Here is a 26840-nt window from a genome sequence, read left to right as displayed (position 1 = left end):
AGCCCGGTAGCGCTCGTGACCGGGGCGACGAGCGGGATCGGCGAGGCGACCGCCGACCGACTGCAGGCGGCCGGCTATCGCGTTTACGCCGTGGGCCGCAATCCCGAGGCGCTGCAACGCCTTGCTTCGCGGGGACTGTCCGCCCGCGGACTCGATGTCACCGACGAGGCCGCCGTAGAGCGGCTCGTCGCGGAGATCGTGACCGAACACGGTGGGGTGGACGTGCTGGTCAACTGCGCCGGGTTTCCGCTGACGTGTCCGCTCGAGCAATTGGCGCTGGATGACCTGCGCAGCCTTTTCGAAACCAATGTCGTTGCGGCCCTGCACTTGTCGCAGGCGGTACTGCCCGGTATGCGCGAGCGCGGGGCCGGAGTCATCGTCAATATCGGCAGCACCGGGGGACGCTTCGCCAGTCCGGGGGCCGGCGGCTACCACGTGATCAAGTACGGCATGGAGGCGCTGTCGCTGGCGCTGCGGGCCGAGGTGGCGCGCTTCGGGGTACGCGTGGTGCTGCTCGACCCGACCGGCGTGCGGACACCGTTCGTCACCGCCCAGCAGGAGGCGCACCCGACCTACGCCGCCGACGACCCATACGGTGGGTTCAAGCGTCGTTACGCCGACACCACCCGCCGGCTGAGCGAGAAACCCGGCGTGATGATCGAAGCCGACGCCGTGGCCCGCGCCGTGATCCGCGTCGTTCGGGCGCGTAACCCCAAGCCGCGCTACGTCGTCGGGCTCTCCGGCAAGCTCACCATGCTCGCCCGGACTCTGGTGACCGACCGGATGTGGGAACGAATCCTGATGCGCGAACTACGCGACTGAGGCCCGGCGACCTCCCGACCCAGTCATCGGCGCGACATACCGTCCGTGACATACTGCCTCGGTGGCCACGATGAACCGCCTGATATTCAATCCGGTCTCCCACCGCGTTATGACGAACCCGTTCGTCTACCACCTGCTGTTCACCTCGTTCGTGACCAAGCGATTCGCCACCCAGACCAAACTGCTCTCCGGTGACGACTGGCTGTTCCTGAACTACGGCTACGAGGAAGACCCGCCGATGGCGGTGCCGCTGGAGGCCTCCGACGAGGTCAACCGCTTCTTCATCCAGCAGTACCACCGCACCGCGGCCCAGACGGATCTGGCCGGCAAGAAGGTGCTCGAGGTCAGCTGCGGTCACGGCGGCGGCGCGTCGTATGTGGCCCGCACGTTCAAGCCCGCCTCCTACACCGGCCTGGACCTCAACGAGACCGCCATCGAGTTCTGCCGGGAGCGCCACCAGCTGCCCGGGATGGAATTCGTCCAGGGTGACGCCGAGAACCTCCCGTTCGAGGACGGGTCGTTCGACGTGGTGCTGCATGTCGAGGCATCGCACCTCTACCCGCACCCGGCGCGGTTCTTCGCCGGCGCGGCACGGGTGCTGACGCCGGGCGGGCACTTCCTCTACACCGACTTCCGCCGCCGCAGCGAGCTGGCCCGCTGGGACGCCGAGCTGGCCGACAGCGGACTGCGGCTGGTGTCCCAGGAGGACATCAGCATGGAGGTGTTGCGCGGCAACGAGAAGAACCTGGCCCGCAAGCAGGACATGATCGCCCACCACGGCGGGCTCGCCCGCTTCGCCAGCGCCGCGACCGACTGGACCTTCAACGGCGCACTGAAGAACGGCGAGTTCGTCTACCGGCTGTACTGCTTCACCAAGGACTGACCAGCCTCGGTCGGCGACGGCGCCACGGGCCCCTACCGCCCTTACAGACCTTGGTCGCCGAGCCAACCGTGGATGCGTTCGGCCACGGCCTCCCAGCCGGGCTCAAGCATCATGTTGTGCCCCATGTCGGGGAAGAATTCCGCCTCGGTGCGGTAGGCGCGCGCCGTCGCCTCCACCTCTTTGCGGGTGTGCGCGCCGTCCTGATCTGCGCCCAGCACCAACAGCGGCGTCGTCACCCGCTCCGGGCGCGGCAGCCTGAGGACCAGGCAGTCAATGCTGACTCGGGAACTGTCCTCCTGCAGCCGGGCTGCGCAGTCGGCGACGACGTCTTCGGGAGTGTTCGCGGAGAAGAACTTCTCCCGCGCCTGCTCCGGGGTGTTGATGTAGCGCAAGGATTTTCCGGTGATCGCCATCTTCACGGCCTGTCCCGGCCGGCGCCGCAGCCAGCGCAGGCTGGATCCAACGTTGCCCTGCGGGGGGATAGACGCCATCAGGACACCGGCCGGCGCGGTGTTGGTCTCCAAGTACTTCTGCACGATCAGCCCGCCCATCGAGTGGCCGATCACCACCGGCGGGACCGGCAGGCTGTCGGCGACCGAGGCGATGTCGGCGACGTAGTCGTCGACGGTGCAGTCGCGCAGCGGCTTGTCGATGCCACTGGCGCCATGACCTCGGAAACTGACCGCCAGGGCGCGGTAACCGTGGTCGGCGAAGTACCCGAGGAAATGCTCGTTCCAACACCAGGCGGCGTGCCAGGCCCCGTGCACGAACAACAGCGGAACCGGATGGTCTTCGCTGACACAGCCCTTGTCGATCACCTCAAGCACCACGCTGCTCCCCCTGTCCGGCGATCCGCCGTCCCCCGACATCGACGATAACCGGGTCTTCCCCTTACCCGAGCTGCGAGTCGACAGTGGAGTGCGCCGCGCCAGCAACGGTAGCAGCGGACCGTGCGGCACGACGCGGTAGGCGCCAACCAGCAACCGGTTCGCCCACCCCGGTGTCACCCGTCCCCTCCCGGCGGCCAGACCCTCGACCGCTGCCTGGGCCACCGTGTCCACCGACTTCCACATCACCGCCGGCAACACCTGTTTGCGCTCCCCTTCGCGGAACCCCGCCGCGACGTCCAGGCCGGTGTCCACCGGCCCCGGGCAGAGTGCGGTGACGGTGACGCCGGTGCCGCGCAACTCGCTGCGCAGGCTCTCGGTGTAGGAGGCGACGAACGCCTTGGCAGCGCCGTAGGTTGCCTGCCCGGGCAGCGGCCCAAACGCCGCCACCGACGACACATTCAGCACGGCCCCGCGTCCCCGCTCCACCATGCCCGGCAGGAACCTGGTGCACAGGTCGACGACGGCGGCGACGTCGACCTCGACCAGGCCGAGTTGGCGCTCCGGTTCGGTGTTCGCCGCCAGCCCCACCACCGCCAGGCCGGCGTTGTTGACCAGGACGTCGGGGACCAGACCCAGGTGGGCGATCCGGCCCGGCAAGGCGGCCCGTTCCGTGCGGCGCGACAGATCGGCCGGCAGCACGTGCACCGGCCGGGGACTCAGCTCGGCGGCCAGCGCGTGAAGGCGATCGGCGCTGCGCGCCACCAGGACAAGCTGGTGACCGCGCCGGGCAAGTTCGCGCGCCACGGCCGCGCCGATCCCCGACGATGCGCCGGTGACGATGGCCGCGCGGCCGGGACCGGGTGCTGGTAAAGCCACCTGGCTACCCTATCGTCCGGTGCCCCGCCGAGCGTCCCCTGGCAAATATCTGACACTCGGGTAAATTGACGGCTTCCCTCGACAGGCGCTGGGGCGAGTTCCTGTGTACGCTGACACGGTCATGTGTCTGACGTAAATGGGGGATTTGATGACGCATTCCAGCTATCGGTGGCTGACGGTCGGTTTGGTAGCGGGGGGCTGCGCCGGCCTGATGGGGATGACCTCGATGCTCAGCGCGGGATTCGCGCTCGGCGAGGACACCGCGCTCATCATGGGATCGGCCCTTCAGCCCACCCCGAAGGACTCGTACATCGACCAGGTGATGGCCGATTTCCTCAACCCCCAGAACCCGTTTCCCGGGCAGCCGACGTTTCCCGGCTACACCCCGGTCGGGGTGACCACACCGGAGACCGATTACGGTCCGGGCCTGACCCAGGGCGTCGCCGACATCGACAAGGCGATCATGGAGCACTTGGCCAACGGCGACAATGTCACCGTCTGGGGCTACTCGATGAGTGCCGCGGTGGCTACTCAGGAACTGTTGAACCTGCTGGCGCTGCCGCCCGGTGAGCAGCCGGATCCGGACACCCTGAGCTTCGTGTTGCTGGAAAACCTCGGCAACCCCAACGGCGGGTTCTTCACTCGGTTCGAGGGCTCGGGCATGCCGGTGACACCGCCGGACGGGATCTACCACACCGACATCTACACGATCGAGTACAGCGGGGCGACCGACTTCCCGAAGTATCCGCTGAACTTCCTCGCGCTCGCCAACGCGATGGCCGGCTACGTCTACCTGCACCCGGCCCTGCTGCCCGGTTGGCCGACGACGTTCGACCCGAGCTCGATCGCCGACGCGGTCGAGCTTCCGACCTCAGAAGACGTCAACACCGACTACTATCTCATCCCGACGCAGAACCTTCCGCTGCTCGACGGGATCCGGGCGTTCCCGGTGTTCGGACCGGCGATGGCCGACCTGGTGCAGCCCGCGCTGCGGGTGCTGATCGACCTGGGCTATGACCGCACCGATCCCGCCGATGTCGTCACGCCGATTTCGTGGAGCATGCCGCCGATCGACTGGGACACCGTGGCGCAGAATCTGCAGCTCGGGTTCGAGCAGGGCTGGATCGCCGCCCAGGTCGATCTGGGCATGCTGCCGGAATCGGAGTTGCCGGATCTGTACCCGTATCTGCCGGATCTGTCCGGTCTGATCGGGGCCTAGCACACCTCCGGTCGGCCGGCCCCGGATCGGGCCGGCCGACTAGGTGGCGGCGACGTCGAACACGGCATCCCAGAGCCCTTGGATGTCGAAGGGCCCGATGATCCCGCTGTTGTCGGCGATGTTGTACAGATAGTCGCCCAAAAAGTTGTGGATCTGCTCGACGGTGGGCAGGAAGCCGGTGGTGTCGATCACCGCGTCGGGCGGAAGCGGATTCTTCAGGTCCAGCAGCACCGTGCCCAGCCGCCACAGCCAGGCTTCATAGTCGATGATCTCCGGGGTCGACACATTGGCGGTGCCCTCGTCGTAGTGGGCCAGCCACTGGTCGATGACGGGGTTGCCCGGCCACAGGTCGCCAACCGCCTTCACCAGCAGGTAGTAGCTGGGCGTGTTCCAGTCGTCGGGATCCGTGATGTCGCCGGCCGGGTCGGGCAACAGGCAGGGCCCGGGGCAGAACGGGCTGCCCGGGATGAACGGGTTGAACGCCACCAGCATCGACGCGATCACAGCCTGCAGCACCCGGCCGAACTCGACCGGGTCGGGCAGCTCGAACTTGGCCGGGTCGAACGGCTGCAGCAGGCTGTTGTAGAAGTTGATGAACGGCTGCTCGAAGTTCATCTCGTACGACGACCCGGCCCACGGCACCAGCGGAGCCTTCGGGTCGATGTTCGGGTAGTCCTCCGGGTCGAGGCCCAATTCCTCCAGAGTGCGGCTGCCCGTCCAATAGAAGCCGTCGTGCGCCAGGCCACTGTTGACCATGCCGGGCGAGTTCGGGTCGAAGTAGTACGCGTTGCCGTCCATCATGTCCGAGAACGGGACCTGGAACCAGTTCTCGATCAGGGGGAATTTCTGCAGACCGGTGATGATCAGCAGGCTCCAGAGGGCTTGGTCGATCCAGGTGAAGCCGGTGATCGGGCTGACCGGCATAGCCGGCAGGCAGTCCAGGCTCTGACAAATCGGGTGCATCGGGATCTCTACCGTCGCCAGCATGGCCAGTTGCTGGCCGAGCCCCGGGTAGAACAGGTCCCCTTCATGGCCGGCCCCGGACAGCTCCGGGAACGGCACCAGCAACTGCATGACCGATTCGAAGTGGCCCGGGTCGCCCGGGTCCTCGCCCCAGACGTTGGTCGGGCTGCCCACGAACCACGGCCCGCTGTAGAACAGCGACTTCGACAGCGTGTCCAGCGCGTGGATCTCGTTCGCCGGAATGTTGACCAGGGCCTGGAAGAGGTTCAGCGGAACGTTGAGCAATGACTCGCCGGCGCTGAGACGCTCGGCGAGGTGAACCGCGGCGGCCGGAGCGGGCACCGGTGGCGCGGCCGGAGCGACGGCGATGAGTCCCGCCATCGTGATCGCCAACCCAGCGGTGGAGTAGCTGCGCAGGGCCGCGACCATCCCGATGATTCCTCCAGTGACGGTGAAAAGGCGCGTCTGAGATGACCGGACCTAAGACGGCTTACGCAATCTACCAAAGAATTTCCTGAGCGCAACCGATAAGCGCGGTGCCCCCAAAAGCCCAGCAGCCCGGCCGCGAAAACGGCCGGGCTGCTGTGTTGTTGGTCTAGAAGCCGAACCAGCTCGACATCTCGGCCCACAGGTCGGTGAGCCCCAGATAGACGCTGTCGTGCTCGGGGTCCAGGGCGTGCAGGAAGTCGTCCCAGACCAGCAGCGAGTTCTTGCCGCCGTAGTCGCCGATCTCCTGCATGTCCAGCGGCAGGTCGGGGTTCCAGGTCGGCGGCATGTAGTAGCCGGTCTCCGGGTTGATCGGCCACGGCCCCAGCAGGCCCGGGTCGGTCAGGATCCCGCCGTTGACGACCAGGGCCGGCAACCAGGGGTTGATGGCCGCGAGCGCGTCGATGATCTTGTTGTGGGTGTCCGCGTCGAAGGTGAACATACCGGTCTGCAGCGCCGAGATACCGGCCAGGATCTGCTCGTCGGTTCCGCCGTTGGCATTGCCGACGGCGTTCTCGGCGTCCTGCTCGGTCAGGTCGATCCACTGCTGGATCAGTGGGTTGGGGGCGCCGATGGACTGGATCGACTTGACCAGGTCCAGGGTGGTCACTCCCCACGGCGGGGAGACCGGCGGCATATTGCACAGTCCCGGGCACATTGGACTGCCCGCAACGTACGGGTTGAAGTCGACGACCATCCCAGCAATCAGGGCTTTCATGGCCTGGAAGACGTCGTCCGAGCTGGCGAAGTGGAAGCCGGTGAGCGGGTCGTCGCCGTTGACGCTCCAGTCGACCGGCTGCATCAGGCTGTCGAACCACTTCTGCATGGGGCCGAACGGATCCAGCTTGAAGGTCAGGCCGGCCCACGGCATCAGGTTGATCTGGTTGCCGTGCTCGTCGAGGACGGGGTCGCCGTTTTCGTCGAGCAGCGGATGCGTGCCCGGGTAGCCGAAGCCGGGCTGAGCCTCACCGGACCATGGACTCCCGCCGTACATGGGCCCGCCCGGCACCGCGCCGCCCTCACCGACACCGGCGTCCGGGTTGGCGATGCCGCCGGAGGTGGGGTTGTCGGGGTCGCTGAACGGGCTGTCCGGGAACTTGTAACCGTTCAGCATGTCCTGGATCGGCACCTTGAGCCAGTACTTGAACAGGTCCAGCTGATTGTCGTCGTTGGGGAAGTTGGTGAACTTCGCGAAGAAGTTCAGCATCGCGTCCAAACCGGTGATCCCGGTGATCGGCTCGACCGGAGACATCGGGTAGCACTGGATCGAGTCACACGACACGCTGATCGGCAGCAGGGCCGCGGCGAACATCGCGAACTGCTGGCCCCAGCCCGCGGTGCCGTTGGCCAGGGCATCCGGGTCGATCGTGGGGTCGTACAGGCCAGAGAGCTGGGGCGCGAACGGGAACAGGTAGTCCATCACGGCCATGAAGTGGCCCGGGTCGCCCGGGTCCTCGCCCCAGATGTTGGTGGCGCTGGGGGTGAACCAGTTCCCGGTGAAGAAGAACGAGTTGGCCAGCACGTTGGTGGCCGACACCTCGTTGTACGGGATGTTGACGAGGTCCTGGAACAGGTTGAACGGAATGTTGAGGATCGAGGCCTCGGCGGCCAGCTGCACCGCCCGCTCAGCGGCCGTCAGGCCGGACTTCCACGGTGCGACCGGCGCCACCGGGGCGATCGCCACGACGCTCGCGGCAGCAAAAGCCGCGCCCGCTGTCACGTGCCGGCGCTGCGGCATTGCGCGATGCGCACCTGTCGTTGCGACTCGACGCTCGGAATTCGCGCGGTGTCTACCACCCGTTGCGTACCGCCGCCCACGCGTCACACCATGCTTCACACGTCCCCCTTTAGTCCCCACGAACCGTGACAGCATATCCGTGTCACGGTTCCGTGTCTAAGCGAGTACGGGTTAATTTACACGGCCTGCGGAACACGGTCTGCTAAGTAGCACTTCATCGTTGTCATCGGCTGTTTTTGGGTCGGGCAGTACACCGGTCTAGAGCAGCCCGCTCAGGTCGCCCAAGCCGATGGCGTCGAGCAGACCGGTGAACCCGTCCGCGGTCCCGACGGCGGAACTACCGACGTCGCCGCTGTCGGTAGCGGCCCCGAGCACCGGGCTGAGGTCGGCGAAGTCCACCGGCTGATAGCCGGCCACCTGCGCCCAGTCCGCAAAGAACTGCTGAACCCCCGACTGCTGCATCAGGTCGATGAGCTGCTGCATCGCCGGCGACGGCGAGAACGAGATCGGGGTGTCGACGTTGGCCGGCGGGTCATCCGGCGACGGGTTGCCCACGTCGAACCACTGCTGCAGGGACTGTGACAACGCGTCGTTGACGTCCACTTGGTGCGGTGTCGGACCGTTGGCCATTCCGTAGTACGCGTTCAGCGGGTTGTCCGCATTGGCCCGGGTCAGCCAGTCCTCTATATAAGGGTTGCCCGGCCACAGCCTGTCCAGCTCGGTCACCAGTGCCAACGGCGTCGCCGACGGATTCGCCAGACAGGTGGTGCCGCAGAACGGGTCTCCGGGCGACGACGGGTCGAAGGCGATGATCTGGCCCGCGGCCAGCGTCTGCAGCGCCCGGCCCAACTCTTCGAGCGTGGGGATCTGGAAGCCGCTGGCATAGGTGTTCAGGTCGACCGGCGCCTGGAGGCTGTTCCAGAAGTTCTGGAACGGGTACAGCGGGTCCAGCTTGAACGTCTCGTTGGACCACGGCATCAGGTTGACCGGGTTGCCATTGCCGTTGACAACGTCGTCGGTCCCGGGGACGACGTGAATCCCCTGCGACTGGGTCGCGGCGTCCTGAGGCAGGTTGGCGATGTCATCCGGGGTCGCCGGGTGGGTGCCCACGAAGCCGAGGACGGGGTCACTGGGCACCGAGCCGTCGGGGTTTCCCGCGCTGTCGGTTCCGATTCCCATCGCCGGGTTGATCACGGTGGGAAAGGTGTAGCCGCTGAACAGGTCTGACAGCGGCACCTGGAACCAATGCTGGAACAGTGGGTAGGGCTGCAGGCCGGAGAGTGCGGCGAAGAACCAGGCGTTGTGGTCGAAGAAAGAGGAGCCGGTGATCTCGGTCGACGGCAGCAGCGGCGCACTGTAGTCGGCGTCGCTGGACGCGCTGGTCGGGATCTCGGCGTCGGCGAGCAGGGTGAGCTGCTGCCCCAGGCCCAGGTGTCCGGCGGCGGCGTCGTCCCAGCTGAACCCGGGCGCTCCCGGTTCTGGGCTGCCCTGCCCGGAGATCTGGGGGAACGGGAACATCATGTCGACGATGCCCATGAAGTGCCCCGGGTCGCCCGGGTCCTCCCCCCAGATATTGGTGGCGCTCGGCGACCACCAGTTCCCGCTGTAGATCAGCGAGTTGCCCAGGATGGTCATCGCCCCGATCTCGGTGCTGGGCACGTTGACCAGTGCCTGGAAGAGGTTCAGCGGAACGTTGAGCAACGAGTCCGCGCCACTGACCAGCAGCAGCTCGCGCTCGACGGCAGACATCCCCGGCGAGGTCGGCACCGGCGCGGCCAGCGCCGCGGTGAGGACGCCGGCCGCGGCCAACGCGGCGACCTTGGCGTCCGATGAGTGTTTCGGCATGTACATGAGTCCCCCCGGCCATTGCGCTACACAAGACCGGCCGAATCTACACCCACGCGGTACGCCCAGACGACTTTTTACAAGCGTTCGTCATCTTTTTTCGCTAGCGTAAAACTTTTGCACCCCTGCGCTGCGGGTTTTCATCCAAAATGGATCATTTTGGCAGCCAGGCGCGGTTGCCATAGCCGTCCAGATGCACCACCTCGCCGACCGGCCGCCGGGTGGTGGGACCGTAACGTCCACGCGGCCAGCCCAGCGGCACGATGCAGCACGGCGTGACCGCATGCGGCAGACCCAGGATGCGCCGCGCTGCCCGCTGACTCCACAGCGGCAGCGTGATCAGTGAGGCGCCCAGCCCCATGGCACGGGCCGCCAGCAGCAGATTCTGCACACTGGGGTAGATCGACCCCCAGTACGCCGACTCCGCGATGTGCGGCATCCGCACCACCGGGAGCCGCCCCTCCCGGGCGCCCAGCCGCAGGCAGGCCACGACCAGCACCGGGATCTCGGCGAAGTGGTCGATCTGCCATTCCATCGCACGCGCGATGCCGGCGATCGACGCGTCGGTCTTGAGCTTGCGCCGCAGCACCACCCCGCGCTGGATCTTCCACGCCTGCCGGTAACGCTTGGCCAGCTCTTCCTTGACGCGGCGGTCCCGCACCACGATGAACTCCCAGTTCTGGCCGTCGTTGCCGGTGGGGGCCCGCAGCGCCAGTTCGATGCACTTGAGCACCACGGCATCGTCGACCGGCTCCGAGTAGACCCGCCGGACCGCGCGCTGGGTCATCATCGCCTCGGCCAGGGGCATGTCGAGGCGGGCCAGCGCCTCGGCCGGATCGGGCACGTGTGTGGGGGTGAACCGCGGTGTGTCCGGCCTGCTCATTTTCCGGCCCCGCCGCTCAGCCACTCCGCGGTGAACCGCTGGATCTCCGGGATGCCCTGGGCGAACTCCTTGGCCAGGAAGCTTTCGATGGGCCCACCCACCAGCGGGATCTTGAACTCGACGGTCCCGGTGAGGTCCATCCGCGAACCACTGCCGGCCGGTTGCAGCACCGCGGTGCCGCTGCCGCGGCCCGGCGCGCCGATCACCGCGACATCGATGTCGCCGTTGACCCGGCCGTCACCGGTGGGGGTCCAGACTTCGGTGGTGACGATGTTGAGGTCGCCGCGGTAGACCTTGGTCAGGATCCCCGGCAGTGCCCCGTGCCGCAGGTCCTCAGTGACCACGACGTGCACCACGCCGTCCGGGTCGACGGTCAGCGAGTCCAGGGTCTTCTCGCCCTCGAAGGCGTCGATTCGCGCCAGCCAGTAGTCGCGCGAGCCGAATGCGGAATGCACCTGCTCGACACTCGCGGGTGACTCGAACACGATCTCGAAGGAACGGGGCATCGGTGCCTTTCTCTACTTTCCGAACAAGCGGCTCGCCAGGCCCGCGGCGAACGTGCGGACCCGGTCCAGCTGCTCGGGTTGGACGTTGGTGGGCGGCAGGCGCAGACCCAGGTAGCGCTTGCGGTAGCGTCCGCTGCCCAGGTAGCTGGTCAACGACAGCATCGAGCGCAGCGGATCGCCGGGATAGGTGAAATGGATCTCGTCGGTGTAGCGGCCACCGCACTGCTCCCCCAGCCGGGCCACCTCGGCGTAGTTCTCCTGCCAATACTCGCGACACACAGTGAACACCGCGAACGGCTTGCCGTCCAACAGCTTTCGCGCCTCATCGGTTTGCAGGAACGACCGGATCGGCATGGCCGGCGCCTTCCACCACGTCGGCGAACCGATGCAGATGAGGTCATAGTCGCCGTCGCGCACCGCATCGGGAATGCGGATCGCCCCGGTCTCGCCCCGCTGCTGGGGTTTGAGCACGCTGAGCATGTCCGGCCACACCCGCCGCATCGGGAACCGCGAGAACCGCGGCGCGTAGCGGGGATCGGTGAACTCGATACCGGCCTCGACCACCTCGCAACCACGCTCGGTGAACACCTCACCGGCGGTATCGAGCACCTTACGCGCCTGCCCGGTGAAGCTGTAGTAGAGCAACAAGATCCGCGGCGCGGTCCCGCCGCCCGCGGTATTCTCATCCGTCATGTGTGCCTCCTGGTTCATGCGGCGGCCCCGGCTTCGGCTCTCCTGCGTCGAGCCTCGCTGAACCGCCGGGTTCGACCGTGCGGTGCATCGAGTGTCCGCCAAGCGTATTAGGCTCGCCGACGTGGCAGACAAGATCCCCGTCGACCTGCACGGTGCCGCGGCGACCATGTTGACGACGCTGTACCTCAAGGCCCTCGACGCCGACTTCGACTCGCCGGTGCTCGGTGACCGGTTCGCCAAGGAGGCGGTCGAGCGCATCGACTTCGATTGGGACGCACTCAAAGCCCCCGGCCGGTGGGCGCCCCTGGTGACGGTGCGCACCGCCCAGTACGACATCTGGGCGCGCCAGTTCCTGGCCGCGCACCCGCAGGCCACCGTCATCCACCTGGGCTGCGGCCTGGACGCCCGCGTTTTCCGGATCGATCCGGGCCCGGAAGTGGCCTGGTACGACGTGGACCAGCCGCCGGTGATCGCGTTGCGTGAGCAGATCTATCCCGGCCGCCCGGGCTATCACCTGATGGCTACCTCGGCGACCGACCCGTCCTGGCTGGACGAGATCCCCACCGACCGCCCCGTGCTGTTGCTGGCCGAGGGGATCAGCATGTACCTGACCGAAGCCGACGGTGTGGCGTTGTTGCAGAGTGTGGTCGACCGCTTCGGGGCCGGCGAACTGCAGATCGACTTCTACAACTGGTTCGGGATCAAGTCGCAGAAGACCCACCGACTGCAGCGGCAGTCCGGTGCCACGCTGCACTGGGCGGTCAACAGCCCCGGCGACATTCTCGACAAGGTCACCGGTATCCGACTGTTGGCCGCTGCCAACCTTTTCGACGCGGAGACCTTCAGCCGGGTGCCGGCCGGGTTCCGGCGATCCAGCCGGGTGGTCCGCGTGGTCCCGCCGCTGCGCGGAATGCTGCAGTACCACCGCTACGCTTTCGGCCGCCTCAGCTGACGCCGGCCGCGGCGGCATGCTGCTCGGCGATGCCGCACAGCAGCGCGCGGATGGCCTCCACCGAGCGCTCCGGCTCGGGTCCATGCGAGTGGTATTCGATGTTGAGCTGTCCGGCGAAGATCTGGGTGAAGTAGATGTCGATGCCGGCGCTCACCGCGAAGTACAGCTCGCCGTGAGTGGTGGTCACCTCCACCCCGGGTGGGGTGCGCACCGGCGGAACCAGACCGTTGTTGCTCAACACCACGACGTCCGGCAGGCCCGGCGGGTTCCCGACGTACTGGGGGCTGAAGTGCAGCCGGGACTGCTGGATGACGCCCTCATCGAGGTCCTTCTGGAAGTTCTCGGCGATGTCGCGGGCCATCTCGACCAGATCGGTCTTGGCGTCGATCTCGGCGAGGTAGGTGGCCAACCCGATCGGGTTGGTGCAGCCGGTCGCCGAAACCGGTGGTGACAGAAAGTATCGCAAGTCGACGGTGTAGACGTAGGGCACCGGGATGCTCAGTTTGCCGCGCAGCTGCCATTCGGCCATCAGGACCGCCGCCGAGAGCACGGCGTGCAGGCTCAGGTCGTGGGCCCGCCCGAACGCGACCACATCGTTGGTCTGGCTTTCGGTCAGCCGGCATGACGCCATCGGGACCCGTACCGGCGACGACGGGGTCTGGTCGGCGACGGCCCGGCGGGTGGGCGGAAGGTCATAGGCGAACAGCGCCGGCATGAACCGCTCGATCCCGGACCGCTGCTGCTTCTCGATGCCCCGGTCGGCCAGCACCGCCTCGATCGACTGCGGTGCGGGCTCGACGTTGATCGCACCGATGCGTCCGGTGGTGACCAGATCGGTGTAGAAGGACAGCATCTCCTCGATCAGCGCGTACATGTGGTGGCCGTCGGCGACGGCGTGGTGCACATACAGCGTCGGCTGCGCTTGCCCGTCTCTGATGACCACCCGTAGCGCGACCAGTGACTCGGTCTGATCGAAGTGCGGGGCGGGCGGTTCGGCGTCGGGGTGAGCGAGTTCGATCACCTCGATGCCGTCGGGCATCAGATCGTCGGTGACGAACTGATGCCGGCCGTCGGGCAGCCGCTCCAAGCGCCCGGTGAGGATCGGGTGCGCCTCCAGCAGCGCCTCATAGGCCTCCGAGAGCAGGTCGAGGTCGACCGGACCGGTGACGTGCGCGGCCAGGCCCACGAAATTATGGGTCTCGGCGAGCATTTCCTCGCTGATCGCCAGCTTCCGAATGACCGACGTGGCAAACACTTTCCGGTTCTCTCCTCACCTACGACAGCTCGACCAGGGCCATCTCGTCGTCAGCGGATTCCACCTCGTCTTCGGCGATGGCTTCGCGGACCAGCTCCATCACCGCCGTCGAGAAGCCGTCGACGATCCCGCGCACCACAGACTCCTCGATCCGGCGGCTGTCATACCACCAGTCCAGGTGCAGCACACCGGCGGTGCGGTAGGCCCGCAGCTCCAGCGCGTGTCCCAGGCCCGGAAGCGCCTCGCGCACCGGCATGGCGATGTCGGGGTCGAACTGCACCGGTGCATCCCCCGCCGACGGCAGCTCGGGGATCGCCCCGACGTAGGAGAAGTGGATGTCAGCCGGGGCGACCGATCCGAACAGGCGTGCGGTCGGGGCGTAGACGTAACGCAGCAGGCCGTAGCCGATCCCGTAATGCGGTACACCGCCCAGGGTTTCGTGGATTTCGTCCAGCAGCTGACGCGCGCCTGCCGTCGCGTCGGTGGAGCAGCTCAGCGCGACCGGGTACACCGTGGTGAACCACCCCACGGTGCGCCGCAGGTCGACGTCGGGCTTGAGCACCGAACGGCCCGCTCCCCCCATGTCGACGGCCACGGTGCCCTCGCCGACGGCCGAGGCCACCGCCCGGCTCAGCCCGGCCAACAGGATCTCGTTGATCGGCAGCCGCAGCCGGCGGCGGGCGTCGTCGATCTCGCTGGTGTCGGCTGCCGCCAGCGCCGACGTGAGCTTGCACAGGTCGGCTGCCGCCGGCGGTTCGGCGACCTCTGCACCCAGCCGCAGGGTCGCGGATTTGGTTGCCCGCAACCAGTATTCGCGGCTCTCCACCACCGCCGGGTGGGTGGCCAGCCCGGCGCAGCGCTGCGACCATTCGGCCCACCCGACGCCGACCGGCGCCAACTCGATGTCGTTGCCCGCCAGACGCTGGCCGAACGCGGTGAAGATGTCGGTCAGCAGGATGTCGCGGGATGCCTCATCGCCGACCATGGCATGCAGGCTCAGCCCCAGATAGCACACGTCCCCCGCTGAGCCCCGGATGTACAGGGCGGTCAGCGGCGCAGTGGACAGATCCTGTTCGCGGATGTGTTCGGCCAGCATCGTGCGCACCGCGTCGTGCTCGGCGGTCAGCCCCTCCGGCAGGGCATGCGTGCTGATCTCCCCGAAGTCGCCGGGTTCGGCGATGTGCTGCTCCCAGGTGCCGGCCCGTTCGGTGACCCGCAGCCGCAGGGCGTCGTGGTGGTTGACCACCGCGGTGAGCACGGAGCGGACGTCGTCGACCGAGACCTCGGGACGCAGCCGAAGGATCAGCGGGATCCGCCAATGACCGTGGTCGCGAACACCGTTCTCCAGGAAGTAGGTGATGTTCGGCGGCACGGGCGGGTGCTCGACATCACAGCCGGGTGACTGGCGGGCCAGCCCCCCTGCGGCGTAGCGGGCGGTCAGCGCCTTGGCCAGCGCCGACACCGTCGGGTTGTCGTAGAGATCCTGCGGGGTGAGGTCCAGGCCCTCGTGGGAGGCGGCCATCGCGACGCTGATCGCGACCAGCGAGTCGCCACCGATGTCGAAGAAGTTGGCGTTGGTCTCGACCGAACCGACCCCCAGGCAGACCGCCCAGATGCGTTGCAGTGTCGCTTCCATCGAAGGTCCGGCCGCGCCGCCGGCACCATCGGCACCAACCTGCCCATTGGGGGTCGGAGCGCCGGCGGCGCCGCCGGAGACCCAGGTGGCCCCGGCGTTGTGCTCCAGCCAATGCCGTTGCCGCTCAAACGGATAACCCGGCACCGTGACGCGCTTGGGCTGGTAGTCACCGCGCAGCGGCGAGAAGTCCACCTCGATTCCGGCGGCCCAGAGTTGGCCGAGCGCCAGCAAGAAGGCGTCGCGGTCGTCGCGGTTCTGGGCGTGGTGACGCATCAGCCGGACGGTCCGGTGCCCGCCGGCGAACTTCGGGTGGCGGGCCGCCGAAGCGGTCAGGGTGGCCCCGGGGCCGACCTCCACCAGAACGCGGTTCGGCTCGTTCAGCAGCGTGTCGATCTCGTCGGCGAAGCGCACCGTCGCCCGCACACTGCGTGCCCACGTCGCCGGGTTGGTCGCCTCACTGGCCGCCATGTGAGTGCCGGTCAGGTTCGACAGCAGCGGGATCTTCGGTTCGTGCAGCGTCTGGCGGGACAGGAATCCGGTGAACTCCGGAATCATCGACTCCATCAGGCGGGAGTGGAACGCGTGCGAGGTGCGCACCCGGCGCGCATTGATCCCGGCCTGCTTGAGCGCCGCGGAGAACTCGCGGATGGCCTCTTCGCTGCCGGCCACCACGCAGCCGTCGGGATCGTTGACCGCGGCGAGGTCGACGTCACCGGTCAAGTACGTGCCGACCGCGTCGGGGCTCAGCGGCACCGCCACCATGACGCCGCGGGGCGCGGCGTGCATCAGCCGGGCCCGCATCGCCACCACTTTGATCGCGGTGTCGAGATCGAAGACGCCGGCGACGGTGGCCGCGGCGTATTCGCCGATGCTGTGGCCCACCAGCGCCGCCGGACGCACCCCGTAACTTTCGATCAGCTTGGCCAGTGCGTACTCCACGGTGAACAGCGCCGGCTGGGTGCGGTCCGTGCGCTCCAGGTCACGTGAGGTGCCGTCGAAGATCATCGCGCGCAGGTCGAAGCCCAGCTCCGCGTCGAATCCGGCGACACAACGGTCGAAGTACTCGGCGAACACCGGTTCGGAGTCGTACAGCCCGCGCGCCATGCCGATGTGCTGGGCGCCCTGACCCGGGAACAGGAACACCACCCGGTCGGTCGCGTCGCCCGCAACGTCTAGGCCCTCGCCGATGAAGACGTTCTCGCTCTCTTCGGCGGCCAGCACCGTGGCCGCATCGGCGCGATCGGCGACGACCGCGGCCAGTCGCAGGTTGTGCGGGTGCCGGCCCGCCAGCGTGTAGGCCACGTCATGCAGGTCCGGCGACTCGGTGCTGGACAGCTCAGCCGCCAGCTCCGAGCGCCCCTGAGTCAGCGCTTCGGCGGTGCGTGCCGACAGCAGCAGCACCTCGGGGCCGGGCTTGGGTGCGGCGCCCGCGGACTCGTCTGACCCGTCCTCGGGCCACTCCTCGACGATGACGTGCGCATTGGTGCCGCCCACCCCGAATGAGCTGACCCCGGCGCGCCGGATGCCTTCGGCTTCCCACGGCCCGTACTCGCTGCGGATCCGGAACGGCCCGGAGTCCAGGTGCAGTTCCGGGTTGGGGCTGGTGTAGTGCAGGGTGCCGGGGATCGCCCGGTGCTTGAGGCACAGGATGGTCTTGATCAGGCTGGCGATGCCGGCCGCCGACTCCAGGTGCCCGATGTTGGACTTGACCGAGCCCACGTAGCAGGGGCCGGGCCGCGCTTCCTCGGAGACGGCGAAAGCCTGTCGCAGGCCTTCGATTTCGATCGGATCGCCCAGCGGTGTGCCGGTGCCGTGCGATTCGATGTAGCTGATGGTGGCGGCGTCGACCTCGGACACCGCATGCGCTTCGGCGATCACGTCGGCCTGCCCGGCGGCGGTGGGCGCGGCATAGGTCATCTTGGTGGCGCCGTCGTTGTTCAGCGCCGAGCCGCGAATCACCGCGTGGATGCGGTCACCGTCGTCGACGGCCGCCTCCAGCGACTTGAGCACCACCACGCCGACACCGCTGGCGAAGATGGTGCCGTCGGCCCGCACGTCGAACGGCCGGCAATGCCCGGTCGACGAGACCATCGAACCCGGCTCGTGCCAGTAGCCGACGTGGTGCGGGATACGCAGCGACGAGCCGCCGGCCAGCGCCATGTCGCATTCGCCGTTGAGGATGCTCTGGCAGGCCAGGTGCACCGCGACCAGCGCCGAGGAGCAGGCCGTCTGCACCGACAGGGCCGGCCCGCGCAGGTTGAGCTGGTGGGCCACCCGGGTGGCCAGGTAGTCCTTGTCGTTCTGCAGCGACAGGTTGACCATGTCGAAGCTGACGCCCTGGCCGAGGATGAGGTTCGGGTCGTAGTGCGACATCAGGTTGTGCAGCAGGTAGCCGCTGGTGGTGCTGGTGCCGTACACGCCGACCGAACCCTCGAGCTCGCCGGGCCGGTAGCCGGCGTCCTCCAGGGCGTGCCAGGCGGTCTGCAGGAACAGCCGGTGCTGCGGGTCCATGGTGCGCGCGGCCAGCGGGGTGAACCCGAAAAAGCCCGCGTCGAACTCCTCGATACCGTCCAGCAGCGCGGCTCGGCGCACGTAGTTGTGGTTGGCCAGCGCCTTGTCGGTCACCCCATTGGCACGCAGCTCCTCCTCGGAGAGCGTGACGATGGATTCGGTGCCGTTGCGCAGGTTGTCCCAGAACGCCGTCAGGGTGCGGGCGCCGGGAAACCGGCCGGACATGCCCACGACCGCGATCGCATTGGCCGGCACTTCATTGTTGGTGCTCACGTTCGGTCTCCTACTTTTCGCCGCGCCGCCGCCCGTTGCCGTGCCGCGGCACGCTGCTGGGCCCGGCCCCGAACACCGTCGCCGGCGCCGTCTGCATTCTCCGGCGCAGCGAGGCCGAGTTGGCGGGTCAGGTCGGCTGCCAGATCGGTCAATGAGGCGCCCTGCAGCAGCAGCGCCACCGGGGGCTCCACCCCGAAGTCGCCGCGGACGGTGTTGCGGATACGCACCGCCATCAGCGAGTCCATACCGAGCTCGGTCAGCGGACGGGCAGGGTCGATGGCACTGTCCTTCGGGTAGCCCATGATGGCCATGATCCGCGAACCCAACCGTGCCACAACCGCTTTGGCGGCCTCGGCGGCGTCGAGCTGCTTGAGCCCGTCCGGACCCGGCCAGTCGTCGTCCTCGTCATCGAGGTCGAGCTCTTCGGCCAGGGTGGCGAAGTACCCGAGTTGCTGCAGTTCCGGGAAGGCCGCGGCCACCCGGTCCAGGCGCAGCCGCGCCACCCCGACCCGGGACAGATCGCCGCCGAGGATCGCCTCCAGCGCCTCCATGCCCTCGTCGGGGTTGATCGGGTCGAGCGCGCTGAACTTGAGCTCCTGGGCGACACCGACGCCGGACCACTGGCCCCAGTTGATGGTGATCGCCGGCAGCCCGGCCGCCCGCCGCCACGCCACCAGGCCGTCCAGCCAGGCGCTGGCCGCGGCGTAGGACGCCTGACCGGGCGCCCCCAGCAACGAGGAGGTCGAGGAGAACCCGACCCACCAGTCCAGTTCCTTCCCGGCGGTCGCGACGTGCAGGCGCAGTGCCGCCGCGGCCTTGGGCGCCCACACCCGGTCGAGGGTCTCCTTGTCGATGCCGACCACGATCTGGTCGTCGATGACTGCGGCACCGTGGATGACACCGCGCAGCGTCAGCCCGCTCTCCTCCGCGGCGGCAACCAGGCTCTCGGCCACCCCCGGCGCGGCGAGATCGCCGGAGACGACCGCGATCTGGGCCCGTTGTTCGAGCTCGGCGAGCACGGCACGCTGCGCCTCCGACGGCTGGGAACGGCTGTTGAGCACGATCCGCGCGGCGCCGTGGTCGACCAGCCACCGGGCGACGACCAGCCCGATGCCGCCCAGGCCGCCGGTGAGCACGTAGGCCCCGTCGGACCGGACGGTCGGGGCGCCGGTGGCGGTCAGGGTGGCCCGCTTGAGCCGTTCGGCGTAGCGCTTGTCGCCACGCCAGGCCACCACGTCGTCGGTGCTCGCCAAGCCCAGCTCGGTGATCAGCGCGGCCACCGGCTCGGCCGAGGCATCCAGGTCCACCACGCCGGTGTGCAGGTCCGGATGCTCGTAGGCCAGCACCCGCACCAGGCCCTTGAGGGCGCAGATCGACGGGTCGCCGGGTTCGTCGACACCCACGGTCAGACCATTGCGGCCGACCAGCCACAGCCGGGGCGCGGTGCCGTGCCAGCCGGAGACGACGGTGCGCACCGTCGACGCGACCGCCCAGGCCAGATCGCGGCCGCGAACGGCTACATCGCCCGGGGTCTCGTCGAAGGGGGTGGCGGAAGGCACGACGAGCACCCCGACCGGGGGCAGGTCCGGGTCGTCGGCGGTCCGGGAGAACGCCTCGCGCACCGCGGGCTCACTCCGCAGGTCCGCGGTGATCACCCGGCGCCGCTCTGAGGCAAACCGGGCCGCGAAATCCGCTGCGAACGTTTCGGCTTCGGAGCCGTCGGTCAACACTAGCCAGCTGCCGTCGGCGGCGGCAGGGGGCTGGGCGGGCGCGGAAACGTCGACCCAGTCGGTGTCGAAGATCTTCTGGGTCAGCGGCAGCGGCACCGTGCGGCGCTGCACCCGCTGCAGGTAGATCCCGCCGAGTTCGGCGGTGATCGTCCCGGTCTCGTCGGTCAGGGTGACCCGCCCCAGGATGCCGCCGTCGTCGTGGCTCACCACCTCGGCGTGGCCGCGGGCCCGCCGGCCCACGTCGCCGAAGACCCTAATGGTCTCCACGGCGACCGGAAGGTAGGTGGCTTCCTCGGAACCGGCGCCCGACCCGGTCAGCGATTCCTCGGGCAGCGCGGCGGCCAGGCACTGCAGCGCGGCGTCGAGCATCACCGGGTGGATCCGGTAGCTGCGGTGTGCGGTGGCCTCGTCGGGCAGCACGATCTCGGCTTCGGAGGCGCCGCCGGGCTTGCGGACGATCCGGGTCAGCGCGGCGAACGCCGGCCCGTGCTGCAGACCGGTGCGGCGCAGCGCGGTGTACAGGTCCGCCGGTGACAGCGCCGTGCCGCCGGCAGCGGCCGGCGGGCGCTCGGCCGGGGTGGCCGCTTGCGCGGCCGCGGCCCGGGCGACGGCGTGGCGCGACCAGGTGCCGCCGGGCGCGCGGGAATGGATCTCGACCCGCAGCTCCTCGGAACCGTCGCCCTCGTGCAGCAGCCGAGTCGTCACCTCGGTCCGGTCGTCGACGCGGAGCATCTGTTCGACCTCGACGCGGTCCACGGCGACCGCCGACGGGGGCAGTCCCAGGGCCTCGCCGGCCGCGGCCAGCGCCATCTCGGCGAAGCCGGTGGCCGGCATCACGACCTGGCCGTGCACCTTGTGATGCGCCATCCACGCGACGATGTCGGTGCCCACGTCGGCCTGCCAGACGTGGCCGTGGCCGGCCGGCAGCTCGACGTGCACGCCCAGCAACGGATGCGCGTCGGCCGAGTGCCGGTTGGCGGCGGTTGCGCCCGCCCAGTACCGCACATGCTGCCAGGGCCGTGACGGCAGGTCGGCGCGCCCACGACCGCCGTCGGGTTGCGGTGCGTCGGCCGACGGCGGTGCCACCGTCGCCAGGTTGGTGTGGAAGCTCAGTGCCTCCGGCTGGTCGCGCAGCAGGGTGCCGGCCACGACGTGATCGCCCGAAGGCCGCGCCGACTCCAGGTTCCCGTTGATGGCGTGCGACAGCAGGGGGTGCGGACTGACCTCGATGAAGCTGGCGTGACCGGCCGCGGCCGCGGTGACGGCCTGGCTGAACCGCACCGGGTTGCGCAGGTTGTGCACCCAGTAGTCGGCGTCGAAAGCCGGTGTGTCGCTGCCCGTTTGGCCGACGGTGCTGATCAGTGGGATCTTCGGGGCGGTCGGCGCCAAATCGGCCAGCGCGATGCGCAGCTCGCCCAGGATCGGGTCCACGGTGGGGTGATGCGATGCCACGTCCACCTCGACGCGGCGGGCGAGTTTGCCCTGGGCGTCGACCACCGCGACCACCGCGTCGACCTGATCGGGCGGGCCGGCGATCACGGTCTGTTGCAGTGCGGCGTACACCGCCACGGTGATGTCGGGATGCTCGGCGATGGCCGCCTCGACTGCGCCCGAATCGAGTTCCAGCAGCGCCATCGCGCCCTGGCCGCTCAACCGGGCCATCAGCTTCGAGCGGGTGGCGATCACCTTCAGGCCGTCGGCCGGGCTCAGGGCACCGGCCACCACCGCGGCGGCCACCTCCCCCATCGAATGCCCGATCACCGCGTCCGGCTCGACGCCGTGGGAGCGCCACAGCGCGGTCAACGCCAGCTGCATGCCCACCAGCACCGGCTGGATCCGGTCGATGCCGACCACCGGCTCACCGGATTCGAGGACCTGACGCAGCGAGAACCCGACCTGCGCCACGAAGTCCGGCTCCAGCTCATCGACGGCGGCGGCGAACGCCGGCTCGTCGGCCAGCAGTTGACGGCCCATACCGGCCCACTGCGACCCCTGGCCCGAGTACAAGAACACGGTGCCCTTGCCGCCCCGGGCGGCGCGCGTGCCGACCACCCCGGGTGCCGGGTAGCCGCCCGCGACCGCCCGCAGTCCGGCGATCGCCTGCTCGGTGTCGCGCGCGCAGACGGTGGCGAACTTGGCGTAGCGGCTGCGGTGGTAGTTGAGGGTGTTGGCGACATCGGCCAGCGGCACCTCGGCGCCGGGGCCGGCCATCCAATCAGCGAGGGTCGCGGCCCAGGCCGCCACCCGCTGCTCGGTTTTGCCCGAGACCACCAGCGTGGTCACCGGATCGGAGGGAGCCGGGCCGGGGACCGGCTCCGGGCCCTGCTCGAGCACCACGTGCGCGTTCGTGCCGCCCAGCCCGAACGACGACACCGCGGCACGGCGCGGGCCCTCGGCCGCCGGCCAGGGTGTCATCTCGGTGGGGACGAACAGCCGCGTCGGGGACGGGTCGATCGCCGGGTTCCACTTGGAGAAGTGCAGGTTCGGCGGGATCTGCCCCCGCTGCACCGCCAGCGCGGCCTTGATGAATCCGGCGATGCCGGCGGCGGCCTCCAGGTGGCCGATGTTGGTCTTGACGGCACCGAGTGCGCAGCGGTCAGCGCCGCGCCCGTACACCTCCGCGAGCGCCTCGAATTCGATCGGGTCGCCCAAACCCGTTCCGGTGCCGTGGGTTTCGATGAGGTTCACCGAACTCGCCGCGACGTCGGCGCTGCGCAGCGCACGCGTGATCGCGTCACTTTGGGCGATGGTGTTCGGCGCGGTCAGCCCGTTGGACCTGCCGTCGGAGTTGACCGCCGAACCGCGCACCACCGCCACCACCCGGTCACCGTCGCGGATGGCGTCGGCGAGGCGCTTGAGCACCACGATCCCGGCGCCCTCGCCGCGGACGAACCCGTCGGCCCCCGCATCGAAGGTGTGGCACCGGCCGCGCGGTGACAGCATGCCCCACTTGGCCATGGCGATCTGGGTCTCCGGCCGCAGGATGAGGCTGACCCCGCCGGCCAGCGCCAGGTCGCTCTCGCGCAACCGCAGGCTCTGGCAGGCCATGTGGATGGTGACCAGCGACGATGAGCACGCCGAGTCCATGGCGACCGCCGGCCCGCGCAGGCCCAGCAGGTAGGCGATCCGGCCGACGGCGACGGCGTGGGCGTTGCCGGTGGCTGAGTAACCGTCGATCGCGTTCGGGTTGGAAGCCGAAATCCCTTGGTATTCGGTGTAATACACACCCATCATCACCGCAGAGCGGATGCCGGAGAGTCGTTCCGGAGACATCCCGGCGTGCTCGAGCGCCTCCCAGGCCACCTCCAGCATCAGCCGCTGCTGGGGGTCCATCGCCTCGGCCTCGCGCGGCGAGATCCCGAAGAAGTCGGCGTCGAAACCGGCGACATCGGAGATGAACCCGCCCCACTTCGATGACATCCGACCCGGCGCCAGCGGATCCGGGTCGTAGTACTCGTCGGCATCCCAACGGTCCGGGGGGATTTCGGTGATGGCGTCGCGGCCGTTCGCCAGCAGGTCCCAGTAGGCTTCCGGGCCCGAGGCGTCGCCGGGGAACCGGCAGCCGATCCCGACCACCGCGATCGGTTCGGCGGCGGCGATCCGCGACGCCTTCTCGAACTGCTCGGTGAGCGCCCCCCGCTTGTCGGCACCCATCGCCGACATCCTGTTGAAGATCGTCGTCATCAGAAACTACCGCTCTCGCTCCCGGTCGATGCCGACTCGACCTGATCGAACAACTCGTCCAGCACACCGCCGGAGGAGTCGAACGTCAGATGACCGTCGTCTTGGGCTGCGTCGTCCTGTGGGGCGTACCGGGATGCCAGCAATCCCACCAGATGCGTCGCCAAAGCTGAAATGCTGGGGTGATTCCACAGCATTGACGCCGACAAATCCACCCCCACCAGCTGCTGTGTCTCTTTCAGGACCGTCATCGCGATCATCGAATCCAGGCCCATCTCCGGGAACGGCTGGTCCACGTCGACCGCTGCCGCCGATGTCCGGAGCTCGCGCGCAAGAATAGCCTGCAGCCTGACCACCAGCTCATCGCGTCGCTTGTCGGCGGGGATCTGCGACCAGTCCGGGGCGCCCGCCGACGGGTCTGCGGTGCCGCTGGTTGCCTGCCCACCCGCCTCGGCGGCACCGAGCGTCGCGCCCGCACCGACCAGGTCCTCGAAGAAGGTCAGGTCGCCGAACTCCGGTGAGGTGGCCACCGCACGGTCGATGCGCAGCCGTCCCACCCCGATCCGGGGGAAGTCGGCGCCGAGCACCGCGTCCAGCGCCTCGACACCTTCGTCGGGGCTGATCGGATCCAGCACGCTCAGTGTCATCGAGCGTCCCAGGCCCACGTCGGACCACTGGCCCCAGTTGATGGCGGTGGCCGGCAAGCCGGACGCGTGCCGCCAGCTCATCAGGGCGTCGAGCCAGGCGTTGGAGGTGGCATAGCCCAGCTGGCCGGGCAGGCCCAGCAAGGCGGCCATCGAGGAGAACCCCACCCACCAGTCGAGCTGGCGGTCCACCGTGGCGGCGTGCAGCTGGGCCGCGCCGGCGGCCTTGGCCGCCCAGACGCTCTCCAGGCTCTCCGGGGTTACCGCCGTGACGAGGCCGTCGCCGAGCACACCGGCCGCGTGTACGACGCCGCGCAGGGGCCGGCCGGTCTCCTCGGCGGCAGCGACCAGGCGCTGCGCCACCCCGGGCGAACTGATGTCACCGGCGACGAAGGCCACCTCGGTCTGCGCGGCCAGCTGGTCGAGTACGGCGCGCTGCTGCGGCGAGGGCTCGCTGCGGCCGTTGAGCACGATCCGCCCGGCGCCGCGCGACGCCAGCCAGCGTGCCACCACGGTGCCCAGCCCGCCGAGACCGCCGGTGAGCAGATAGGAGCCGTCGGCGCGCACCGTGGCCTGCGCGGTGTCGCCGGTTGCGTCGAACGTCGCCCGGGTGAGTCGTTCGGTGCGGCGCTGCCGGCCACGCCAGGCGATGACGTCGTCGCGCAGCGGGGCGCCGAGTTCGGCCAGCATGGTGTCGGCCAGGGTGTCGAGGTCCTCGTCGGCATCCAGGTCGACCAGGGTCGTACCCAGGTCCGGTTCGTCGGCCAGCACCCGGGCCAGTTCACCGGGGAATCGCCAGGTGCGGACCACACCCTTGAGCGCACCGATGGCCGGGTCGCCCGGTTCGGCGGCTCCGACGGCCAGCCCGCCGCGGCTGACCAGCCACAGCCGCGCGCCCGGTGCGCCCGCCCAGCCCTCGACTGCCGCCCGGGCCGCGGTCGACGCCGTCCAGATGAGGTCGCGGGCACGGGCCAGCGCCTGCGGGTCGGCGACATCGCGGCTCCGCCGTCCGAGGAACACCACGATGCCGGCCGGGGGGTGCGCGGGATCGGCACCGGCTTGCGCGACCGCCTCGGTCAGCGCCGGCTGGTCGGCGAACGGACCGGTGACGACCTTGCGGTTCGGGGCGGCCAGCCGGGCGGCGAATGCCGCCGCCAGGCCCTCGGCGTCGGCGTCCGGTTCCGCGAGCAGCAGCCAGCTGCCGTCGGCGGCAGCGGAGGGTTCCGGCGCGTCGGAGGTGATCCATTCGGTGGCGAAGATCTTCTGCTCCAGCGGCACCCGCAGCGAGCGGGGGTCGAGCGGACGCAGTTCGATGCCGGTGAGGTCGGCCAGCGTGGTGCCCACATCGTCGGTCAGCACCACGCGGCCGACGACGGTGTCATCGGCCGAGCTCGGCTCGGCGGTCACCTCGGTATGGCAACGCACCTGGCGCCCGACAGGTGCGAACACCCGCACCACGCCCACCGCCGTCGGCGCATAACCGAGGGCTCCGGCGTCCGCGTCGGGAATCGCGGCGGCCAGTTGCCGCAGCGCGGCGTCGAGTAGCGCCGGGTGCAGCTGGTATGCCGGATGGGTGGCGACGTCATCCGGCAGGGTGAGCACGGTTCGTCCCGGCGGCGCATCGACCGTCTGCTGCACCGGGCTGATCTCGGCGACCGCATACCGCGACCAGGCTTCACCGCGAGCTCGGGCGTGGATTTCGATCCGGGGCTGGGCATCGGCGTCGCTGAGCTGGGTGGTGACCTGCATCCCGCCGTCGAGCACCAGTGGCTGCTCGATCTGTAGGCCGGTCACGCAGATCGATGCGGCGGGCGTGGCGAGGCCTTGGCTGCCCGCCGCCAACGCCATCTCGATCAGGGCTGCCGCCGGCAGCACCGCCTGGTCCTGAACCCGGTGCTCGGCCAGCCACGGCATCGCTTCGGCGCTCAGGTCGGTCTGCCAGATGTGGTCGCCGCCGGTGAGCATCTCGACGTGCGCACCGAGCAGCGGGTGGACGTCGGGTGTCTGGCCGGTACGGGACGGCGCGGTGATCCAGTGCTGGGTGTGTTGCCATGGGGCGGTGGGCAATTCGGCGAAGCCCCCGGCCTTGCTGCCGCTGGCGCCGAGGCCGAGTTCGGCGAGTTGAAGGTGGAAGCTCAGGGTTTCGTCGTCGCCCCTGCGCAAGGTCGACGCCACCGTGGCCGGTTCGCCGGCGGCCGCCTCGACCGTCTCGATGATCGAGTGTGTCAACAGCGGGTGCGGGCTGATCTCGATGAACGTGGCGTGGTCGTGTGCTGCGGCGGTGATGGCCTGGGTGACCAGTGCCGGCTGGCGCACGTTGTTGGCCCAATAGTCGCCGTTGAGCACCGGCGCCGGCCCGGCCGGGTCGACCACCGTGGAGATGAACGGGATCTGCGGGGCCGCCGGCACCAGAT

The 26840-nt window shown here is 69.1% G+C and carries 15 protein-coding genes and 1 pseudogene; 4 read left to right on the top strand and 12 right to left on the bottom strand.

Going from position 1 to position 26840, the window contains the following annotated elements:
• Positions 1-15 precede the first annotated feature (15 nt).
• Positions 16-822, top strand: a complete 807-nt coding sequence (locus AC5Y4Q_RS14805; protein ID WP_234786323.1) for an SDR family NAD(P)-dependent oxidoreductase — start codon at positions 16-18, stop codon at positions 820-822.
• A 70-nt stretch (positions 823-892) separates the two neighbouring features.
• Positions 893-1705 (top strand): phthiotriol/phenolphthiotriol dimycocerosates methyltransferase, encoded by an 813-nt coding sequence (locus AC5Y4Q_RS14800; RefSeq protein WP_064920946.1) that lies wholly within the window; start codon positions 893-895, stop codon positions 1703-1705.
• 41 nt (positions 1706-1746) lie between these two features.
• Here the strand turns inward: AC5Y4Q_RS14800 and AC5Y4Q_RS14795 are convergent, their stop codons facing one another.
• Both AC5Y4Q_RS14795 and AC5Y4Q_RS14790 read right to left on the bottom strand, forming a co-directional pair.
• A complete protein-coding gene (locus AC5Y4Q_RS14795; protein WP_185746561.1) occupies positions 1747-2532 on the bottom strand; it encodes an alpha/beta hydrolase in 786 nt (261 codons plus the stop codon).
• 75 nt (positions 2533-2607) lie between these two features.
• Positions 2608-3411, bottom strand: a pseudogene (locus AC5Y4Q_RS14790) (SDR family NAD(P)-dependent oxidoreductase); the annotation flags it as partial.
• Positions 3412-3559: 148 nt separating this feature from the next.
• Here AC5Y4Q_RS14790 and AC5Y4Q_RS14785 point away from each other — a divergent pair.
• Positions 3560-4630 carry a PE-PPE domain-containing protein gene (locus AC5Y4Q_RS14785; protein ID WP_235663914.1) on the top strand — a complete coding sequence of 357 codons (1071 nt, stop codon included), beginning with the start codon at positions 3560-3562 and terminating at the stop codon, positions 4628-4630.
• Positions 4631-4669: 39 nt separating this feature from the next.
• Here AC5Y4Q_RS14785 and AC5Y4Q_RS14780 read toward each other — a convergent pair whose 3' ends face one another.
• The 6 genes from AC5Y4Q_RS14780 to AC5Y4Q_RS14755 form a co-directional block, all read right to left on the bottom strand.
• Complete coding sequence (locus tag AC5Y4Q_RS14780; protein ID WP_064920888.1) at positions 4670-6022, bottom strand: hypothetical protein; 1353 nt, start codon at positions 6020-6022, stop codon at positions 4670-4672.
• A 166-nt stretch (positions 6023-6188) separates the two neighbouring features.
• A complete protein-coding gene (locus AC5Y4Q_RS14775; protein ID WP_131809521.1) occupies positions 6189-7817 on the bottom strand; it encodes a hypothetical protein in 1629 nt (542 codons plus the stop codon).
• Positions 7818-8075: 258 nt separating this feature from the next.
• On the bottom strand, positions 8076-9662 hold the full coding sequence (locus AC5Y4Q_RS14770) for a hypothetical protein (protein WP_499959450.1): 1587 nt from the start codon (positions 9660-9662) through the stop codon (positions 8076-8078).
• A 154-nt stretch (positions 9663-9816) separates the two neighbouring features.
• Positions 9817-10545 (bottom strand): nitroreductase family protein, encoded by a 729-nt coding sequence (locus tag AC5Y4Q_RS14765; RefSeq protein ID WP_064920891.1) that lies wholly within the window; start codon positions 10543-10545, stop codon positions 9817-9819.
• The gene (locus tag AC5Y4Q_RS14760; RefSeq protein ID WP_064920892.1) at positions 10542-11051 is read right to left on the bottom strand and encodes a DUF2505 domain-containing protein; all 510 of its coding nucleotides are present in this window, start codon (positions 11049-11051) and stop codon (positions 10542-10544) included. Before AC5Y4Q_RS14760 ends, AC5Y4Q_RS14765 begins: the two co-directional genes overlap by 4 nt.
• Before the next feature lie 12 nt (positions 11052-11063).
• Positions 11064-11762, bottom strand: a complete 699-nt coding sequence (locus tag AC5Y4Q_RS14755; RefSeq protein ID WP_109535607.1) for a flavodoxin family protein — start codon at positions 11760-11762, stop codon at positions 11064-11066.
• 103 nt (positions 11763-11865) lie between these two features.
• Here AC5Y4Q_RS14755 and AC5Y4Q_RS14750 point away from each other — a divergent pair, with 103 nt between their 5' ends.
• A complete protein-coding gene (locus AC5Y4Q_RS14750) occupies positions 11866-12696 on the top strand; it encodes a class I SAM-dependent methyltransferase (RefSeq protein ID WP_064920893.1) in 831 nt (276 codons plus the stop codon).
• On the opposite strand, the gene AC5Y4Q_RS14745 is transcribed toward AC5Y4Q_RS14750, so the two are convergent.
• From AC5Y4Q_RS14745 to AC5Y4Q_RS14730, 4 genes are all read right to left on the bottom strand, one after another.
• On the bottom strand, positions 12689-13951 hold the full coding sequence (locus AC5Y4Q_RS14745) for a phthiocerol/phthiodiolone dimycocerosyl transferase family protein (RefSeq protein ID WP_064920894.1): 1263 nt from the start codon (positions 13949-13951) through the stop codon (positions 12689-12691). The genes AC5Y4Q_RS14750 and AC5Y4Q_RS14745 overlap by 8 nt on opposite strands.
• A 19-nt stretch (positions 13952-13970) precedes the next feature.
• Complete coding sequence (locus AC5Y4Q_RS14740) at positions 13971-18371, bottom strand: type I polyketide synthase (protein ID WP_499959446.1); 4401 nt, start codon at positions 18369-18371, stop codon at positions 13971-13973.
• A complete protein-coding gene (locus tag AC5Y4Q_RS14735) occupies positions 18368-23785 on the bottom strand; it encodes a type I polyketide synthase (protein WP_499959444.1) in 5418 nt (1805 codons plus the stop codon). The genes AC5Y4Q_RS14740 and AC5Y4Q_RS14735 overlap by 4 nt, the downstream gene beginning before the upstream one ends.
• On the bottom strand, positions 23785-26840 hold a 3056-nt coding region (locus AC5Y4Q_RS14730), incomplete at its 5' end, for an SDR family NAD(P)-dependent oxidoreductase (RefSeq protein WP_499959442.1). The genes AC5Y4Q_RS14735 and AC5Y4Q_RS14730, both read right to left, overlap by 1 nt.

Source organism: Mycobacterium sp. NGS16, assembly GCF_059813225.1.
This window is presented reverse-complemented; position numbering and strand designations above follow the sequence as displayed.